Here is a 14,909-nt window from a genome sequence, read left to right on the forward strand (position 1 = left end):
TTGGGCCGCCCCCTGGTACGGCTTGGTTATCGAGTTTTGCTCTGTATGTCATGCCTGCTGCCCGATCTGTGCCGGTTGCGCCAGGGCTTTGGCCAACTCGCGCACATGGCGCTGGTCGGCTTCGTTGAGTTGTTGCAGTTGCTGGCCGAAGGTCGGCGAGCCGAACACCCCGCGCAGTCCATGATTGATATCCGCCGGGCGCCACTGGCTGCCGTTGAACACGCTCATCTCGCTGACGCCCGGTACGTCGTGGCTGAAGATCGTCGACAGCGTGCTGCCGCCGAATACCCCGCCGCTGCCGCCGCCGAAGCCGAGGAAGCCGCCCGGGCCGCCAAGGCCGGCACCGCTGTCGCTGCTGCCGAAGACCTGGGCGATGAAGCTCGGTGCGCTGTTGGCGTTGCCGAGGAAGATGGTGCCCAGCGGCTGGATATCGCCGCCCACGGTACGCACCTCGAACAGCGAACCCGGAACCAGCGGCGACACGCTGTCGTTGACCACCAGGTTCGGCACCTGTGGCTGGATCACCGCTGGCAGTGGCTCGGCGACGATCTGTGGCGGATTGATGCGGTAGTCCAGATCGCCGACATCCTGGGTCTGGATCGACTGCGCCTGGCCGACCAGGTTCACCGCCATCTGGTTGCCGGCGCCGTCCTGGATGCCGCTGCCCAGGGCATTCAGGCGCAGGGCCAGGCTGCCCTGGCCGCGCAGGTCGCCGACGACGATGCGGTAGGTCCGCGCATCGACTTGCTGCACCGACTGCACCACGCCGCTGGCGCTGCTGGTGCCGAGCACACTGAAGTCATTGGCATCGACACCGCTGACCGCCTCGTCGAAGGTCAGGGTGAAGCTGAGGCTGCGGTCGGTCGGCAAGACCGGCCCGTCGACCACGATGCTGCTCGGCCGCGGCGCGCGGGCATCGACGAGGATGCCGCTGGTGCTGCCGACGTTGTTCAGGCCGGTCTGCGCATCGTTGCCACGGGCGTCGCGGATGGTCGCGCCGTTGAGGTCGATGCTGGAGGCGACATTGAAGTTGCCATTGCCGGCCATGCCGCTGGTGACGTTGAGGCGGAACACCAGGGCGGTACCGCCCGAACCGGACAGGTAGTCGGCGTAGACCACACGGCCGTTGTCCAGGGTGATGGCCAGGCGTGGCGCGCCGTCACCGGTATCCACCAGCACCGCTTCGCTGGTGTTGACGGTGAAGTCCAGCTGCGCACCGGCGACATAGGTACCGGCCGGCGGAACGCCGACACTGCTGACCGATGGCGCCACGCGGTCGATGCTGTAGCTGCTGCCGGCCAGGCCGCCGGTGATCGGGTTGCCCGCCACGTCGCTGATGCCGGTGCCGCTGGCGTTCAGGTCGAGGCGCACGTTGCCGGCGCCGGACAGGTTGTCGACGAGGATCACGTAGGTACGCCCGTTGACCTGCTGCACCGAGGCGATGCGGCCATTGGCACTGCCGGTGAAGGCCAGGCTGAAGTCGGCGCTGTCCACCCCGGAGACGCTTTCGTCGAAGGTCACGGTGTAGCGCACCGAGCCGGCGCTGGTCGGCGTGGTGTCGACGCGGACGATATCGCTGACCTGTGGTGCGGTCGTGTCGATGACGATGCCGCTGCCACTGCCCGGGTTGTTCAGCGCCAGGTTCAGCGCGTTGCCCGCGGCGTCACGGGCGGTGCCGCCGTTGAGGTCGATGCTGCCGCCCACGGCGATGCCACCGGCGGCGTTGTTGCCCGCCTGGATGGTGTAGGCGAAGACCAGCGCCGAGGTACCGGAGCCGGACACATACTCGGCATAACGGGTCACGCCGCCGATGTTCACTGCTACCCGCGGCGTGCCGCTGCTGGTGTCGATGATCACCGGCTCGCTGGTGTTGACGGTGAACCGCAGGACATCGCCGGCGTTGTAGGCACCCGGCACCGGCACGCCCACGCTGGCAACGCTCGGCGCCACGGCGTCGATCAGCACGCCATCGGTGGGCGGCAGGCCGTCGAGGCCGAGTTGCGCATTGTTGCCGACGGCATCGCGCAGGGTCGCACCGTTGAGCTGGATGGCCGTGCCGACGCTGATGCCGTTGCGGTCGAGCTGGCCGGTGCTGACGGTCAGGCGGAACAGCAAGGCGTTGCTGCCGGCACCGGAAACGTACTCGGCCCAGGCGGTCTGGCCGTTGTCCAGGAGCACTTGCAGACGCGGCGAACCGTTGCTGGTGTTCAGTTGCACCGCTTCGCTCAGGTGCACGGTGAAGTCGAGGTTCTGGCCGGCGACGTAGGTGCCGTTGGCCGGTACGTCGACGCCAGTGACCTTCGGCACGTCGCGGTCGATGCTGTAGTTCACACCCACACGGCCACCCGGTACCAGGTTGCCGGCGGCATCGGCGATATCGGTACCCGGCTTGAGGTCCAGGCGCACGGTGCCGGTGCCGATCAGGCTGCTGACCTTGACGGTGAAGGTCTTGCCGTCCACCGCCGTCACGCTTTCGATGCTGCCGGCGACGCTGCCGCCGAAGATCAGGTTGAAGTCGCTGATATCGACGTTGCCGACGTTCTCGCTGAAGGTCACGGTGTAGCTGACCGAGCCACTGTTGGTCGGGGTGGCGTCGACGCGGGTGATGTTGGTGGCGTATGGCGTGGTGGTGTCGACATTGATCCCGTCGGTGCCAGGCAGGTTGTTCAGCGGCAGCTTGATCGCATTGCCCGCTGGGTCGCGCACGGTACTGCCGTTGAGGTCGAGATTGCCAGCGAGGCTGACGCCGTTGCCGTTGTCTCCCGATTGCACGGTGTACTGGAGGGTCAGCGTGTCGGTACCGTTGCCGGATACATAGCTGGCGTAGCGGGTGACGCCGCCGATGGTCAGTTCCAGGCGCGGGCTGCCGTGGGTGGTATCCACCTGCACCGCTTCGCTGACATTGACGGTGAAAGTCAGCACGTCGCCAGACTTGTAGCCGCCTGCGGCCGGCACCGTGACGCTGGAAATCTCGGGGGTCACAGCATCGATGCGGGTGTCGGTCTGGATACCGACGCTGGCGAGAATGGCACTTGCATCGTTGCCCGCAGCATCGCGCACAGTGGTGTCTGAAAGCTCCATCTGGCTCCCCAGGAGGATGCCATTGCGGTCCAGCATGGGCGCGGTTACCGGCAGGCGGAACACCAGCGTGTCGCTACCCGAGCCTGACACATACCGCGCGAAGATCAACATTGGGAACTGAGCGCCGTCGTGAATCACCACGCCCAGTCTCGGAATGTCAGTGACGTAGACCACTTCGCTTAGCTTGATACTAATATCGATGTTCTCGCCGGCCACATAAACATGGCCATTGGACGGTGCCGTCACCGATATCGCATAGGGGCGCGATTGGTCAACGGTGTAGACCGCGCCGCTCAGGCCGCCAGTCACCCGATTGCCGGCGTTGTCGTAGACGGTGGCGTCGTTGCGCAGATTCAGCCCCAGGGTTCCATCGCCGATGACGTTACCGAGCTGGACGGTGTAGGTCCGGCCATCGACGCGGGTGATGCCGGTGATCGTGCCCGACGCATTGCCGGTGGTCATCAGGTTGAAATCCGCTGCGTCCAGTCCGGTCACGTCCTCGTCGAAGGTCACGGTGTAGCTAAGGACGCTCCTGTTGCTCAGCAGAGGATCGACACTGACGATACCGGTGACGCTCGGCGCCGTGGTATCCACCAGCACCGCGGTGGTGCTGCCGACGCTGTTGAGGGTCAGGTTCAGATCGTTGCCGGCGGCATCCTTGACGCTGCCGCCATTGAGGTCGAGGCTGCTGCCGACACTGATGCCATCGGCATCGGTTTCACCGGCCTGCACGGTGTACTGGAAGACCAGGGTCGAGCCACTGCTGCTGCCCGGTACCAGCGTGGCGTAGCGGGTAATCCCACCGACATCCAGGGCCAGGCGCGGCGAACCGCTGGCGAATACCGCTTCGCTGGCGTTGACGGTGAAGCTCAGCACGTCGCCAGCCTTGTAACCGCCGTTGGCCGGCACGCTGACAGTGGCCACCGTCGGCACGATGCCATCCACCAGGATGCCGCTGCTGCTGCCCGGAACGAGCGCCGTGGCACTGTCGTTGCCGGCCAGGTCGCGCAGGCTGCCGCCGTTGAGCTGGATGCTGTTGCCCACGCTGATGCCGTTGCTGTCCTGCTGGCCGCTGGTGACCACCAGGCGGAACACCAGGGCGCTGGTGCCGCTGCCGGAGACGTACTCGGCATAGGCGGTGCCGCCGGTGTCGAGGGTCACTTCGATACGCGGAATGCCGCCCCCGGTATTGACGCTGACCACTTCGCTGAAGTTGACGGTGAAGTCGAGGTTCTGCCCGAGGCGGTAGCTGGCATCGCCCGGCAGCACGATGTTGCCGATGCTCGGCGCCACACCGTCGATCACGATGGCCTGCTGGCCGGCCAGCGAGCTGGCGCCGCCCAGGGTCGGCAGGGTCAGGATCGCCGCGTAGCCCTGGGTGCTCTGCAGTACCGCACCGTTCAACGACAGCCCCGTGGTGCTGGCGTAATCGAGGTCGCCGCTGACGTCGCCGGCCTGCACGGTGTAGCGGAAGGTCAGCTGGGTGGTGCCCGAGCCGCTGACGTACACCGCATCACGGTCGATCGCACCGGTTTCCAGCAACAGGGTCGGCCTGCCGCCGGTCAGGTCGACCACCACGTTGTTGTCGAAGTTGACCACGATGTCGATCTGGTCGCCGGCCTTGTGCAGGCCATTGCTGCCCGGGGCCGCCACCACGCCGGTGATCTTCGGGTTGATCGGCGAGATGGTGATCGCGAGGGTATCGACGTCGGTCTTGGCACCGCCGCTGCCGGAGTAGCCCTGGTCGTCGCTCTCGAAGGTGATCGAGCCAGGACCGTTGTAGCCGGCATCCGGAATGAAGGTCAGGCCGTTCAGGGCGGCGTTGATTGCAGCCAGGGTGCCGGTGAAGGCCATTGCCGCGTCATTGATGCCATCGCCGGTGCTGAAGAACAGCCCGACGAGCGAGCCAAGGGTCATCTTCCCATTGACGGCGGTCAGGGACAGCTTCATGAGGTTGCCACCGGCATCCACGTCGCTGATGGTGATCAGGTTGCCGTGGGTGCTGCTGAACACCAGCGAGCCATCCTGCGGCACGGACTGCGCTGCCGGCAGGTTGTTGACCGGCGCGTCGTTGACCGCGGCAATGACCAGCGAGACGCTGACGGCGTCCTGCAGCGCGCCGCCGCTGCCGGTGTTGCCATTGTCGTTGATCGAGATCGACATGGTCTTGAGCCCGGTGGCGTTCAGCGCGCCGAGGTAGGTCAGGTGACCGTTGCTGACCAGGGTGTTGATGTCGGCGACGGTCCCTTCCAGGGTGATGGCGTTGGTACCGTCGTTGCTGATGGTCACCCCGCTGCTGGCGGTAGCGCTGAAGGTGCCGTTGCCGTTGGCCACGCTGAAGATCACCCGCACGCTGCCGCTGCCGGCGTCGACATCGCTGAAGGTGATGCCGGCCATGGACGTGGCCACGTCCTCGGTAACGTTGATGCTGACCGGGCTGCTGATGGCCGGCGCGTCGTTCACCGCGGTGATGTCGAGGGTCAGGTTGCGCGTGTCGGTACCGACGCTGGTGGTGTCCAGACTCAGGCCGAGGGTCACGCTGGTGTTGGAGTTCAACGCCGGCGTGTACTTCAGGCTGCCGGCGGCAATGAAGTTGTTGATCGCGGTCAGGGTACCGCTCAGGGTCAGCGCCGAGCCGGTGCCGTTCACAGTGACGCCACTGGCGCTGACGCCGCTGAGGGTGCCCGCGCCGACGGTCAGGGTCAGGGTGCCGCTGCTGGAGTCGACATCGCTGAGGATGATGCCGGTGACCGGCGACAGGGTGTCCTCGGTCACGCTGACGTTGGTCGGGGCGCTGATCACCGGCGCGTCGTTGACCGCGGTGATAGTGACGTCGCGGGTCACCAGGAGGGAGTCCAGGCTGCCGTCGTTGACCTTGAACGACACGGTGCGGGTGGTGGTGGTCGGGGTGTCCGAGTCGTTGGTGTAGGTGATCGAACGCAGCGCTGCCTGGAACTGCGCCTGGGTCGCGCCACCGGCGGAAGTCAGGGTCAGGATGCCGTTGACGGCGTCCCACGAGCCAATGATGTCGCCCATGGTCGCCGGAATGTTGGTGAACGCCAGGGTATCTTCGCCAAGGACGTAGGTGCCGCCCAGGCTCACGGTGGCCGAGGCGATGCTCGGACCGTCCGGGTCGGAAATCACGAGAAGGTTGTCGATCGCCACCGGGGTGGAGACGACGTTGTTACCCTCGGTCCAGCCCACACTGCCGCCGCTGCCGGTCAGCACTGGCGCATCGTTGGCCGCGGTGACCACCACGCTGGCGGTGTCGGTGCCGCTGGAGAAGGTGTTGCTGCCACCGAGGAGGCTGGTGACGTTCCAGCGGGTGCCCTGCTGGCCGAGGGTGCCGTTGGTCTGGTCCCAGGCCCGGTAGGTGATGGTGGCGGTCTCGCCATGCAGGCCATCCGGCACGAAACGCACGCGGTCGCCCGAGCGCAGGACCAGCGCGGAGGCATCCGAGGCGCTGACGATGTCCGTCCAGTTGGTCCCGGCGTTGATGCTGTACTGCCATTTGCCGTAGGTGCTGGTCAGGCCGGTGATGGCCATGCCCTTGATGGCGCCGGTGTCGACATCGGTCAAGCCACCAAGCAGTGAGCTGACCGCGTCGCCGCTGTTGTTGGTGGAGGTGTCGGTCAGGCCGGTCAGGGTCGGGTTGACCGGGGTCATCACCGGCGCGTCGTTGACCGCGGTGACGATCAGGGTGGCCTGGGCGCTGCCGGTGGAGTACGCGGTGCTGCTGCCGTTGACGGTGGTGTCGCCGGTGCTGGGCGAGCCGTAGGTGGACGCCGCGCCGCTGGTGCGGTCCCAGCCGCGGTAGGTGAAGGAGACGTTCTCGGCGTTGGCGTTGTCCGGGATGTAGCGGACCTGGCTGCTGGATGTCAGCAACAGCGCGCTGCTGGTCGAGACCGTGCCGAAGGCGGTCCAGTTGGTGCCGTCGGTGGAGTATTCCCAGGTGCCACGCCCGACGGTGGCGATCACGGCGATGCCGGAGGCGGCACCCGCGTCCGCGTCGGCATAGGTGGCGCCGGCCAGCACCGTGGAGACGGATACCGCGCCGCTGGTGGTGTTTTCGTTGGTCGAGGTGATCACGTACGGACCGCCGCTGAGGGTCGGCGCATCGTTGACCGCGACCAGGGTGACGATACTGGCGACGTTGACCGCGACAGTGTTCTGCCCGCCGTTGGCGAGGCCGCCGCTGTCGCGCACGTTGCTCAGGGTGACGGTGCGCGAGGTACCGGTCGGGGCGTTGCTGTCGTTGCGATAGGCGATGTTGTTGACGATGGTCTGCGCGGTCGCGGTGGACAGCCCGGCGTGGCCCAGGCTCACGGTGGCGGTGCCGGCGCTGACCGAGACCGAAACGGTCGCGCCGTTGTTCAGGGTGAGCAGGTTGGTGCCGTTGGTCAGGGTCACGTCGGAGCCGTCGATCACCAGCTTCTCCGAGGGGCCGTTGGCCAGGTTGGAGACGCTGATGGTTATCAGGATGATGTTCTGCGTGGACTCCACGGTGTTGATGCTGGCACCGCTGAACATGGCCACGGCCGAACCGTCCTCGGTGAAGGTCGGGTTGGTGCCGGTGGCGCTGACCACCGGCGCATCGTTGACCGCCAGGATGTTGGCCGTGACCGTGGACACCGTGCTGGTGGTGCCGGTCTCGTCGGTCACCGTGATGCTGAGGGTGCGTGCGCTGGTGTTCGGCGTGGTGGTGTTGCTGTTGCTGTACTGCAGGTTGCGCACCAGCGCGGTGACCGCGCTGGCGTCGGCGTTGGCATTGAGGGTGATCACCAGGGCGGTGCCGCCGGTGCCGCCGGCGACCGTGCCGATGGTGAGACCGCCGTACAGCACGTTGCTGCCGGAGACGGAGATCTGCCCGGGGCCGGCGCCGATACTGTAGACCGACAGCACGTCTTCGCTGGTCACGGCGTTGCCGGTGACCGCGACGCGCACATTGCCACCGTTGAAGTTGGCCGAGTCGGCGTCGGTGACCGTGGCATTGTTGTTTCCGTCGAGGAGGATGCCACTGCTCTTCTCGACGTAGTTGGCCGCGTCGCCATTGAGGTTGGCGATCACCGGCGCCGCCAGGTTGGCCGCGGTGAAGTTCAGCGTGGTGTTGTCGCTGATGCCCTGGAACACGATGCCGGCGGTGTCGACGAAGGTCCGCGAGTCGATGCGCACTGCATAGCTGACCCCGCCGACCAGGGTCATCGACGGATCGATGGTCCAGGTGGCGCCGGAGCCGGCGACCCGGCCACTGCTGACCGGGATGGTCTCGACGATCTGGTTGTCCGAGGTACGGACGATGTAGATGTTGCCAGTGCCCTTAATCACCGATTCGCTGAACGTCAGCACGATGTTGGCGCCCGGGCTGACGCCGGTGGCGTTGTCGCTCGGGGTGGAGCTGAGCAGCGTAGGTGGACGATCGGTCTGCAGCAGGAGGTTGCCGGAACTGCCGTTGGTGGCGAAGAAGATATCCACGTCACCGTCGCCATCGAAGTCGCCGACCCGGTAGTTGCTACCGGTGTGGTCGGCCAGGCTCATGCCGGTGAAGGGCGACGAGCCCAGGGCCACGATGTTGAACGTACCATCGCCGTTGCTGCGGGCGTACTGGAACGGGCTGCTGGTGTTGGCGGTCTGGTAGAGGATGTCGGCATCGCCATCGCCGTCGAAGTCACCCACCAGCATCCGGCCGTTGAAGGTCGGAGCGGGGAACGTGGTGGTGGACTGGGTGCTGAAGCTGGCGCCATCGTTGCGCAGGTAGGTGCCGGTGGCGGTGCTCACGGCGGCGAGGATGTCGAGGTCGCCGTCGCCATCGAAGTCGGCCACGTAGTAGTTGTTGCCTGCATGGTCAGGCAGGGCCAGACCGGCGAATGGCGAGCTGCCGAAGCTGACGTTGGTAAAGGTACCGTCGCCGTTGCTGCGGTAATAACCCCAGGGACTGGTGTTGCCGGCGGTCTGGTAGAGGATGTCGGCGTCACCGTCACGATCGAAATCACCCACGACCATGCGTGAGCCGATCCCGGGCGAGGGGAAATTCGCGCTGGACTGGCTGCTGAAGGTTGCACCATCGTTGCGGAAATACTGCCCGCTGCTGCCGTTGACCCCCACCAGCACGTCGACGTCACCGTCACCGTCGAAGTCGCCGACGAAGTAGTTGGTGCCCGAGGCATCGGGCAGGGCCAGCCCGGCGAACGGCGATTGTCCCAGGGTCAGTTGGGTGAAGGAGCCATTGCCGTCGCTGCGCGCATAGGCGAATGGAGTGCCGGTGCCGCCGGTCTGGTAGAGAATGTCGGTATCGCCATCGCCATCGAAGTCGCCGACGATGGTCCGCCCGGCGTTGACGATGGTGGTGCCCAGCGGCGTGTTGCCGGTGGTCCAGGAACTGGCCAGGACACCCTCGTAGCCGGCCACCGCCAGGGCGGAGGTCTGGATCTGCCCGCTGCTGCGCTCCAGGCTCCAGTTGCCGCCCAGCGCCGCGGCACCGGTATCGTCCGCGGAGGCCGCGACGTCGGCACCGGTGATCTGCGCCAGCGCGTCGATGAAAGCCTGGCCCTGGCTGCTGTCGCCAACCTTGCAGCCGTAGAGCATCAGGTCGCCATCGGCCTTGAGCGCGGCACCGATGCTTTCCAGCGCGGCACTGTGCTGGGCAAGGTTGCTTTGCGCCAGCCAGACGTTGCCGGCCTGCACCGTGCCGTCCGCACCGTGGGACAGCAGGTGGATGGCATCGAGGTTTTCGCGGCCCTTGAGGTAGTCGGCCATCTGCTGCAGGCCGTCCTTGCTCGGGTCGAGCACGACGATCTCGGCATTGGGCGACAGGCCGGTCAGCATCTGGTTGACATTGCCGACCTGGCCGTCGACGAACACCACTTCCTGGCGCTGGCTGCTGTCGCTGCTGCTGGCGCGGGTGTCGGCGCTGGCGGCGGCCGGGCTGGCGTTGTCAGCGGAGGTGCTGTCCTTGGCCGGCTCGGCGGTGGCCTGATCGGCCTCCTGCGCGACCACGGCCACGGACGCATCGAACATGATTCGCGGTTCGAGTGCCACCAGCAAGGGTGCGGCGCCGGGCTCGGCGGGCGGCACTTGCGGGGCTGGCTTGCGCGAGAAACGTTCGATGAATTTCATGGTGCACCTCCTGGTATACGTCCGCCCGGCACAGGCTGTGCCGGGCGGACAGAATAAGTGGCGGCCCCCTGGGAGGCCGCCGGTTGTCGCTATCAGTTACGCGTAGGGAACAGGCCTTCGGTCGCGATGATGAAGGTCACGGTGAGGAACGGGTTGCGCAGCCCGACCGGCTGGGAGCCGCCGGCGATGCCGACGCTCTGCTGGCTCAGTATTACGTTCGGAGCCGCGGCGACGTACAGGTTCACCGGGTTGCCGTCCTTGTCGGTCGCCGCGCCGAACGACGTACCATTGCCTGGGCTGGGGAGGTTGGCCTCGGCAGTGGAGACCCCCAGCGGGTGCACGTGCATCGGCATCTGCGAGGAGAGCAGCGTGACCGATTCGGAACCCGACGCTTCACCCAGGACCATAGTGCTCAGGCCTGGGCCCTGGCCCTGATGGATCGGGCTGCGGCCGCGGAAATCAGGCAGGCCGAAGGTGGACTGGCCATTGCCGCCGAAGGTGGTCCCGAGAATGGAGAACAGCGCCGTGTTCTGCGAAATCGACAACAGCTGGCCGCTGCACATGGCATAACCGCGAGGCGCAAAGTTGCCGCCGAACATCTTGATCTCGCCGAGATAGGGTTCGCTCATCGGATGCTTCCTTGTTGTTAACTTGCGTTGTTGGAAAAACGTTTACGCGGTTGCGCTGACTTCCCGGTGGATCACCGCCTCGAGGATGTGCCGGCCATCCGGATCGGGCAGAAGCGGTGTCATCAACAGATCCCAGTGCCGCCCGTCAGGACCGAACAGGCGATACACCTCCTGCATCATGGCGACGCCGAGCGGCAAGGCGATCATCAGGGAGTAGCATTCGAAGCGGTCATTCATCGCCACGCCCTCGCGCACATCGACGAGGGTGACGCGGATGCCCTGCTCCGGCGCGACCTGCAGGACGAAGCCCGCCGGGTCGGCACCGGCCAGGTCGGCGCGGGATGGAATGGCACTGGAAATCGGGTTCATGAAGCGATCCTCGAAGCGCCGCGAGCCTCGCGGCGCAGGCGCAGGTAGACCCCGGATTCCTTGATGACCTGGAAGCCGAGACGGGCGTAGAGACGCTGCGCGGGGTTGTAGGTTTCCACCGACAGTTCGATCGCCAGGCCCTGTTCGTCGGCACGGTCGATCAGCGGCTGCAGCAATGCGCTGCCGATGCCCTGGTTCTGCCATTCGGGCAGCAGCGCGATATCGATGAGATTGAGCGTGGTCTGGCCCCAGAACAGATAGAGGCGGCCGATGGCCTGCCCCTGGTGTTCGATGATGAAGAACTCACCATCGGCGAAGTGGGCCTGGTAGTAGGTGTGCTGAGCGTTGAACTGCTGGTGAAGGAACGCTGCGATCTGCTCGGCGGGCCAGCCGCTATGGGACATTTCTTCGGCCCGCGTGCCAGCGTACAGGCGTTCGATGAAAGCCATATCGTCTGGATGCAAGGCACGGAGTGTCGCAGCATACTTCGACATCAAAGCAAACTTCCCTGTAAGTGATACTTTGTGGGCCAACTATTTATGTGACGAACATCACAGCAACATGCATGGCTAATTGACAGCAGATTACCTCAATTGCCTTGCAATCACACTACTAAAATCCACTTTCCCGCACCCCGATCGCCGCCATACGCCGCCATGCCGCGGACAGCAGCGATTCGCCCTCTCCGTCAAGCACGACGAGGCCTCGCAGCGGATGGCCAATGGCCTCGGAGGCACCCTTCCCGAGCACGAACTGCGCGCCATACTGCGCTTGCAACGGTTGTGCCCTTTTCTCTTCATCACGTCTTATTGCAATGGGCCCCTTGTGATCGGAAACCAGCGATTCCTGATCGATATAAGAAACGCCATTGGCATCAACTTCTTTAAGCGTTACCGCAATTGAAGTGCGCAATACATCGTCGGCGACAAAGTGCCCGATAGTGCCCGGTGTCACCCGCCACAAATCCGCCTCCGCCAGATAGCCACGCAGGCGCAAACCCTCGTCGGTGATCTGCGCCAACGGCAGTTCGGCACTGACCCAGCGTCCGGGCGTGAGGCTGTCGGCCAGATCGCGCACGCTGCCGGCATGCGGCGCGCGCAGGTTGAGGCGTTCGCGCTGCGCGGCCAGGCCGCGGTATTCGGCCAGCGATTCGGCGAGGCGCTGTTCGAGGATGCCACTGTCGGCGGCGGTGCTGCTGCGGCTGGACTGGCGACGCAACTGCAATTGCAGGATCTCGATCTCGCGCCGGGTGATGCTCAGGCGCGACTCCAGGTCGGGCGACTCCAGCTCCACCAGCACCTGGTTCTCCGCCACCCGCTCGCCATCCTTCACCAGCACCTGACGAATCCGCGCCGCCGCCGGCGCATGCAGGGCACTGACCCGCGAGGCTTCGAGCATCGCCGGCACTTCCACGCCGCTGCGCCATGGCACCAGCAGCAACGCCAGCAAGGCCAGCAGGCCGCCGCCGACGAACAGCACCTTGCGCGGATGGGCCTGCTCGCGGTGCTGCCACCAGTGCCCCATCTCCTTGCAGATCGGCAGGAAGATGAACCACGCCAGCTCGACGATCATCAGGAAGATGCCGAGCACCTTGAAGAACATGTGGTAGACCGCCAGGGCGATACCGAAGAACAGCACCGCGCGCCAGATCCACGAGGCGTAGCCCCAGCACAGCAGACGCTTGCGCAGGGCCGGCGACCAGCGCTCCGGCGCGGGCTCGCCGTAACCGAACAGGGTCTCGCGCAGGTGCCAGCGGCACAGGGCGTAGCCGCGCCCCTGGAGGTTGTCGACGCCCCACAGGTCGCTGAGCAGGAAGTAGCCGTCGAAACGCATCAGCGGGTTGACGTTGATCACCACCGTGGTGATCCAGGTGGCGCTGGCCAGCATGAACGCCGCCGTGCGCCCTGCCCCGTCGGGCAGCAGCGACCAGGCGAGCAAGGCGATGCAGGCCAGGAGCATTTCCGCCAGGACTCCGCCGGCGCCGATCAGCAGGCGGGTGCGCCGGTCCTGCACGCGCCAGGCATCGCTGACATCGGTGTAGAGCATCGGCAACAGGACCATGAACGCCACGCCCATGCTCGGCACCCGGCAGCCGGCGCGCTTGGCCATGTAGGCATGGCCGAACTCGTGGCAGAGCTTGGCGAAGCCCAGGGCAATGGCGAACGCCGCCGCGCCGCCGAGGCTGAGCAACTGCGGGAAGGTGGCGAGGAAACGCTCCCAGTCGCGCATCACCAGGAAGGTACCGAGCAACAGCACCAGCGGCAGGCCGAAACGCAGCAGGTTCGGACCGAAGCGCTCGAGCCACGGCCAGGTGCGATTGAGAAAGGCATCCGGCCGCCACAGCGGAATCCGGAAGAACAGGTACTTGTGCAGGAGCTGCGTCCACAGGCCCTGGCGCCGGCTGGCCGCCTTGGTCGCGTAGCTGGCGCTCTGCTCGGGATCGCCGCCGCTGATCAGGTCGTGGCCGCGCAGGAACTTGAGCAGCTCGTCCAGCGCCTGTGGGGTCAGCGGCGCGCCGGGCTCGGCATTGGCCGCCTTGAGCACCTGCAGGGCATCGCCCAGGGCCCAGTTGCGCAACAGGCGCATGGCCGGCGCGCCAAGCTTGAAGTACTTGCCCCGCAGCGGATCGGCCAGGGTCCATTGCGGCGAGCCGTCCAGCCCCGGTGTCGCCACCGAGAGCTGCAGGTCCGGGCGCAGCGCCGGGAGCATCACAGGCCCACCGCCTGGCGCAGGGCCGCCAGCGGCCGGCGCAGCAGATACAGGGCCAGTGGCGCGCGCGCGCCGAACAGCTTGGCGGTGCCGCGCAGGCCGATACGCGGCGGCGCGTGGTCGAAGGTGGCATCGAGACGATAGGCCAGTTGGCCGGCCGCGGTGCTCTGTGCCTGGTACGCGGCGCGCTCCAGGGTCGCGCTGTGCCGGTTCAGCGGATCGCTGTCGAGGAACAGGGCGACTTCGGCGCCGTTGTCCAGGCCGATGGCATCGGCCACCGGCAGCTCGATGCGCAGCTCGGCCTGGGCCGGGTTGGCGATGTCCATCAGGCGCTCGCCGGTGCGCACCGGCTTGCCGATGAGCCGCTGGGCATCGGCGAACACCGCGATACCGTCGCGCTCGGCGCGGACTTCACTGCGCGCGAGCAGGTCGCGGGCGTAATCGCGCTCGGCGCGTTTCTGCTCGACCCGGGCCGCCAGCAGGTCCAGGCGGGCGCTGGAATCGGTATCGGAAAATGCCCGCTGGGTGTTGGCCTTGAGTTCCGCCTCGGCCACGCCCAGGGTGCGTTCGGCGACGTCGGCCTGGGCCTTGAGACTGGTGGCGTCGAAGCGCACCAGCACCTGCCCGGCCTGCACCGGCTGGTTGGGCTTGACCAGGAATTCGGCGACCACGCCATCCAGCGGCGCGGCGACCACCTGACCGTTGCGCGGCACCACTTCCGCCGGCGCCAGCACCGACTGCCGCACCGGCACCAGCAGCACCAGCAGCAGCGCGCCGGCCAGCGCCCAACGGGTCCGTGCCGGCCAGCGCAGGCGCCATGGCTTGCCAGGCTGCAGGGCACGCCAGGCGTGGCTGTAGCAATCGCCCAGCTGGGCCAGCAGGGCCTGCTCGGCCTCGCTCCAGGGGGTGTCGCGAGCCAGCCAGAGACCGCCGAACACCTGGTCGTCGCGGTCCTTGAGCGGCAACCAGAACGCGTGAGGCGCCGAGAGTGCCTGCCAGTCGTCGCGA

5 protein-coding genes and 1 pseudogene are annotated in these 14,909 nt (G+C 66.5%); all 6 read right to left on the bottom strand.

Translation table 11 applies throughout. The features are described 5' to 3' along the window. Positions 1 to 48 precede the first annotated feature (48 nt). The gene (locus tag CHB99_RS12395; protein WP_052419560.1) at positions 49 to 10,194 is read right to left on the bottom strand and encodes a DUF4347 domain-containing protein; all 10,146 of its coding nucleotides are present in this window, start codon (positions 10,192 to 10,194) and stop codon (positions 49 to 51) included. 92 nt (positions 10,195 to 10,286) lie between these two features. Then, positions 10,287 to 10,823, bottom strand: coding sequence for a phage tail protein (locus CHB99_RS12400; RefSeq protein WP_042129967.1), 537 nt, complete (start codon positions 10,821 to 10,823; stop codon positions 10,287 to 10,289). Between the two features lie 42 nt (positions 10,824 to 10,865). Continuing rightward, complete coding sequence (locus tag CHB99_RS12405) at positions 10,866 to 11,192, bottom strand: DUF6916 family protein (RefSeq protein WP_052419559.1); 327 nt, start codon at positions 11,190 to 11,192, stop codon at positions 10,866 to 10,868. Next, a complete protein-coding gene (locus tag CHB99_RS12410) occupies positions 11,189 to 11,686 on the bottom strand; it encodes a GNAT family N-acetyltransferase (RefSeq protein ID WP_042129964.1) in 498 nt (165 codons plus the stop codon). The genes CHB99_RS12405 and CHB99_RS12410 overlap by 4 nt, the downstream gene beginning before the upstream one ends. 118 nt (positions 11,687 to 11,804) lie before the next feature. After that, on the bottom strand, positions 11,805 to 13,904 hold the full coding sequence (locus CHB99_RS12415) for a site-2 protease family protein (protein ID WP_042129962.1): 2,100 nt from the start codon (positions 13,902 to 13,904) through the stop codon (positions 11,805 to 11,807). Next, positions 13,901 to 14,905 (bottom strand): annotated as a pseudogene (locus CHB99_RS12420) (efflux RND transporter periplasmic adaptor subunit); the annotation flags it as partial. The gene CHB99_RS12415 and the pseudogene CHB99_RS12420, both read right to left, overlap by 4 nt. Positions 14,906 to 14,909: the final 4 nt, after the last annotated feature.

The sequence above is a fragment of the Pseudomonas japonica genome (assembly GCF_900188455.1).
GTDB lineage: Bacteria > Pseudomonadota > Gammaproteobacteria > Pseudomonadales > Pseudomonadaceae > Aquipseudomonas > Aquipseudomonas japonica.